A 4,990-nucleotide genomic window follows, 5' to 3' on the forward strand; every position below is an offset into this window, starting at 1 on the left:
CGCTCCTCCCGCGCCTGCCGGGCCACGTCCGGCGCGGCACCCAGGCCGGCGAGGACCTCGTCGGCGCTCCGCCCGCTGTCGAGGGCGTCGGCGATGTGCGCGCGGACATCCGCGACGATCTCCTCCGCCGTGCCGGACGGGACGTCCGACAACTCCGCGTCCAGCGCCCGCAGGTAGGCCCACGCCGCCTCCGGGAGGCCGTCGTCGCTCATCCTTCCTCCCCCATCAACTCGTCCACGTGCGGCTGGATCTCCCGCCACACCGTCGCGAACACCCGCAGGTGCGCCCGCCCCTGGTCGGTGATCGCGTAGTACCGCCGGGCGTGCCCCTGCTCGGGGGCCACCCACCGGGTCTGCACGGTGCCGGCCTGCCGCATGCGGGCGAGCAGCGGATACAGGCTGCCCTCGCTGGCGGTCAGGCCGCGCACGGCGAGCCAGTCGGCCAGTTCCAGGCCGTACATGTCGCGCCGTGAGAGCAGCGCGAGCACGCAGTACTCCAGCACGCCCTTGCGGATGTTCGTGGTGATCCGCTCACGTGCCCCGTCCATGCCTCGCAAGATACCTTGCTATGCAAGACATGTGGTGAGGGGGTCGGAACGCGCGCTGCCGGCCACGCCCGAGGGCATGGCCGGCAGCGCGGACCGGCACAGCGGGGATCAGCGCCCGTTCAGCTTGCGCTGGACGAAGTCGAAGGCACGGTCACCGAGCTGCGGCGCGTACTGGTCGACGGCCGCGACCGAGGCGGGGAAGTTCTCGCCGGCCCAGACCCGGCTCTGCCCGCACTCGGCGGCCCACTCCGAGTAGCTGTTCCAGGTCAGCATCATGTCGGCGGCCGGGGTCACGCCCGGCTCCACGATCGAGGAGCCCTTGCGCACCGGGATCACCACGGTCAGCTTGTCGGTGCCGGTGAACCGGCGCGCGACCTGGGCGTAGGCGACGCAGACCGCCGCGTTTACCGACGGGTACTCCGGAGCTGCGATGGCGACCGAGCTGAGGTAGCTGCGCCATTGGGTGCCGGTGATGTCGTTGACGGTGCCCCGGCCCGGGCCGCCCCACGCGGTCAGCTTCTTGTTCGGGTACAGGTGGCGGATCGCGCTGAACGGCTGCACCGAGTCGTACTTGCGCATGTAGTACCAGGAGGCGATCGCCACGTCGAACCCGGCGACGTCCGTCATCACGATGAACCGGACGGAGTCCTCGGTGTTGTACCGGCCCCGCAGCAGCGTGTGCGCGATGGCGCCGTACGGCGTGATGTTGTCGCTGAAGATCTCCGCGCTCATCTTCTTGCGGTCGTCCAGGCCGGCCGAGGCGCGCAGCACCTCGTCGGCCTGCTTGCGGTAGCCCTTCGGGTTCAGCAGGTGGTGGTTCGCCGGCGGGGTGAGCCGGAACTGCTCGGGCCGGTCGAAGGTGATCGGCTTGACCCGGCCGAACTGGGGCGTCGCGAACTCCTGCGTGTTGACGACCTCACGCTTGGAGATGGTGTTCGGCTGCCAGCGCGACGGGAAGCGCAGCTCGTACGGGCTGTTGACCGGCCGGTAGCCGGTGTGGTCGGCGTACGGCTCGCGGTTGTAGCGGCGGCCGCCCGCGTCGCCGTCCCGGTTCGTACCGTCGTTGCGGCGCGCCGCCATGGCGTTCTTCGCGGCGAGGATGCCGATGCCGCTGGCGGTGGTGCGGTCCTCCGCGGTGACCGCCGGGTCCAGGCCCGCGGTGGCCATCATCCGCTGCCAGGTCGCCTCGTGCTGCGGGTAGAGCTTGCTGAGCGAGGTGTAGGCCGAGTAGATGACGGCGATGTTCTTGTTGCGCGTGGTGTGCTCCTCGGCGGGACGGCGGCCGATGGTGGAGAAGATGCCGACCGCGGTGGGGTGGTACGCCGCCAGGGCGTCGAACCACGGCAGTTCGATGAGCATGGCCCGGTCCGCGGCCCAGGACCCGGGCCGGCCGCTGTACTCGACCCGCGGCTCGGTGTTGAGGGCCGGGTAGATGACGTCGGTCAGGGCGTTCCCGTGGTCGAGGTCGAAGGTCGCTGCCTGCGGGGCCGCCGACACACCGTTTGTCAGCGACACCACCAGTGCGATCGCCGCGGCGGCGGCCGCGGCACCCCCGAGATGCCGTTTCCGCGGCCGCCTCAGAATCTTCACCGGGAATTCTCCTCTCCATTGGACCGCCGCACAAATGTGCTCACCGAAAATGAGGGCAGCGGATCGAAGGAACATTAACGCGCGTTATTCACGCCGGTCCACTACTCGATCGGGTAGTGGCGACGGCAACGGAATTCGACGCGCTGTCGACAACCGCCGCAAATATGCGGACCGCCGTTTTCACGCCCGGTCCTCCAACTCCTGGGCGAACGCCAGCCAGGCGGCGGCGCACGAGCGGGCCAGCTCGGCCACCGATGTGCGCCAGTACGGCGGCACGGCGTCGACGAACTCGCGCCAGGCGGCCGGGTCGACCACGTGCCCGTCGGCCCACCGGACGAAGGCCCGGCCCACCTCGGCGTACTTCACCGCGGGGTCGCGGATCAGGTTCCCGCGTACCGCCGGCCAGTCGACGGGCGGCGCCGGGGCCTGGCCCGGCCGGCGCCTGCGCGCCTCCGACCCGTCGTCGGCGGCCGGCTCGGGCTCGGCCGCCGGCCGCTGCGGGGTCAGGACCGGGTCCCGGCCCGCCTGCAGCCGGGCGCGCACGTCCCGCGCCGTGCCCACCGACACCCCGGCCTCCTTCGCGATGGCACGCAGGGGCGCGTCCGGCCGGAGCGCGATGACCGCGCTGGCCCGACGGCGGCCCGCCGAGCCGTCCAGCGGGCGGACCCGGCCGTCCCGTCCCACCCGGCTGCCCTCCCGCGCCGCCGGTTGCAGCAGGCGGCGCCGGATGCCGCTGACCGTGGTCGGGGACAGCCCGGCGGCGGCGGCGACGGCGCGGTCCGACCACTGCGGATACAACCGCAGGATGCGGGTGGCGGCGGCCTCCCGGTCGGCGCGGGACAGCGGCAGCCCGTGTTTGATGTTGGCGTCGACCGAGAGCAGGAACGCCGCGGCGTCGTCGCCGTCGAAGAACGTCACCCGTACGGTCTCGTCGCCGCGCAGCTTGGCGGCCCGCAGCCGGTGCATGCCGTCGATCACCCGCATCGTGCCGCGCTGCACGAGGATCGGGGGGAGGTCGTGCATCGCGGCCAGCAGCCGGATGTGCTCGACGTTCTCTCCCGCCAGCCGCGGGGAGTCGCCGGGCAGCAGCGCGGAAACCGGAACCGTCTCGCCAAGCACAGACCGATCCTCCGTAGCTGCGTCCGGCAGGGGAAATCTCTCGTCGTTGCCCTTCACTTCCAGCGTGTTTGAGTTGCCCCACATTGGAAACACTCGCTTCAGCCGAGACAGGATTCCGTGCGGATAAGATGAGGTGCGCGCGTCACCGATCGAAGGATTACACCTTCCCACACATCATTGCGATGGGATTCCTGCTGGGCAACACCACTGACGGTCCCGGCACGGGTAGTAGACACTACCCACGCAGGTAGTGGACGACGAACTGCGGCGCGGCTAGCCTGGCCGAATTTGCTCCGGCAGGTCTCCTTCTGTCAATTTTCCCGCAGTTCGAAAACGGTCGGCACCTCAGGGCCGCCTCGGCGCCGGGCCGACCGTCGCGGTGTCCTTGGCCCACGCTTCGATCAACTCGGTGGCCTGCCCCGGGTTGAGCCGGGGGTCGCACAGCGAGGTGTAGTGACGCGCCAGGTCGTCCTCGCCGGCCACCGAACCGCCGACGCACTCGGTCACGTCGGTGGCGGCGACCTCGACGTGCAGCCCGGCGGCGTGCTGCCGCTGCCGGTCGAGGATGTCGCGGAACCACAGCGCCTCGGTGACCACGTCGGAGAGGTGCCGCGTCTTCAGGCCGACCGAGGCCTTGACGGTGTTGCCGTGCATGGGATCGCTCAACCAGAGCACCGGGTGCCCCGCGTTCACCACCGCGCGGACGATCGGCGGCAGGGCCTCCCGGATCCGGCCCCGGCCCATCCGCGGGATCAGGACGAGACGGCCGGGCTCGCGCCGCGGGTCGAGCGCCTCGCACACCCGCAGGACCTCGTCCGGGTCGGCGTCCGGCCCGATCTTGCAGCCGACCGGGTTCGCCACAGTGGACAGCATGGCCACGTGCGCCTCGGCGGAGCGGCGGGTCCGCTCCCCCACCCACGGCAGGTGGGTCGACGCCAGGTAGCGCTCACCCGTGTCCGGGTCCCGGCGGATCAGCCGGGACTCGTAGTCGACAACGAGGGCCTCGTGGCTCGACCAGGGCCCCTCGGTCCGCGCGGCCCGCCCGGCCCCCTCCCGGTGGGCGCGCAGCACCCGCTGCACCCGGTCGCTCGCCTCGTACGCCCACCACATGCGGCGCGGGTCGGCCTTGCGCGTACCGGGCGCGGCCAGCTCGGAATTGATCATGTGGCCGCGGAAGGAGGGGATACTCAGCGCGTCGTGCCACTCCGTCGCCTGCGACCGGGGCTTGGCGAACTGCCCGGCCATCCGGCCCACCCGCAGCACGTTGCGCCCGGTGAGCTCACTGAGCCGGTCCCCCAGCCGGTCGATGACCTCGATCTTGTCGGAGGTGTGCCGGGGGGTGCACTCGTAGAGGCTCTCGGCGCAGTCGCCCAACTGCAGCAGGAGCCCGCCGGCCGACGCCAGCTCCGACAACGCCTGCCGGAGCCGCCGTACCTCCCCGGGCGGGACCAGCGGCGGGGCCGCCGCCAACGCCGCACAGGTCTGGGCGTACGCCGGGTGGTCCTGCCAGTCCGGTTGCTGGACCGCCGGCTTGCCCTCCCACGGCCCGAGTGGGCTGCGTTCCGCCGTTGAACCGGATTGCTGCATCTGTCCTCCAGTCGAGAGTCAGCCGGACCGCCGGTCGCGTGTGCGCGTGACCCGGCCGCCGGTGACGGCACGTCGCGCCTATCCGCCACCCCGTACGCGCTGGACCACGGCGTCGGGGGCCGGCGCGTACGGGGTGGCGGATAGGCG

The 4,990-nt window shown here is 71.7% G+C and carries 4 protein-coding genes and 1 pseudogene; all 5 read right to left on the reverse strand.

All coding sequences use genetic code 11. From position 1 onward, the window contains the following. Positions 1 to 212, reverse strand: a pseudogene (locus KBX39_RS22750) (hypothetical protein); the annotation flags it as partial. Then, entirely contained in the window at positions 209 to 547 is a 339-nt protein-coding gene (locus tag KBX39_RS22755; RefSeq protein WP_043323114.1) for a PadR family transcriptional regulator, read from the reverse strand. The pseudogene KBX39_RS22750 and the gene KBX39_RS22755, both read right to left, overlap by 4 nt. Before the next feature lie 108 nt (positions 548 to 655). After that, a complete protein-coding gene (locus KBX39_RS22760) occupies positions 656 to 2,137 on the reverse strand; it encodes a vanadium-dependent haloperoxidase (protein ID WP_210872418.1) in 1,482 nt (493 codons plus the stop codon). Positions 2,138 to 2,317: 180 nt separating this feature from the next. Next, positions 2,318 to 3,256, reverse strand: coding sequence for a ParB N-terminal domain-containing protein (locus KBX39_RS22765; RefSeq protein WP_197494849.1), 939 nt, complete (start codon positions 3,254 to 3,256; stop codon positions 2,318 to 2,320). 345 nt (positions 3,257 to 3,601) lie between these two features. Beyond that, on the reverse strand, positions 3,602 to 4,843 hold the full coding sequence (locus KBX39_RS22770; protein ID WP_210872420.1) for a 3-deoxy-7-phosphoheptulonate synthase: 1,242 nt from the start codon (positions 4,841 to 4,843) through the stop codon (positions 3,602 to 3,604). Positions 4,844 to 4,990 lie beyond the last annotated feature (147 nt).

The organism is Micromonospora sp. D75, from assembly GCF_018070405.1.
Taxonomy (GTDB): domain Bacteria; phylum Actinomycetota; class Actinomycetes; order Mycobacteriales; family Micromonosporaceae; genus Micromonospora; species Micromonospora chalcea.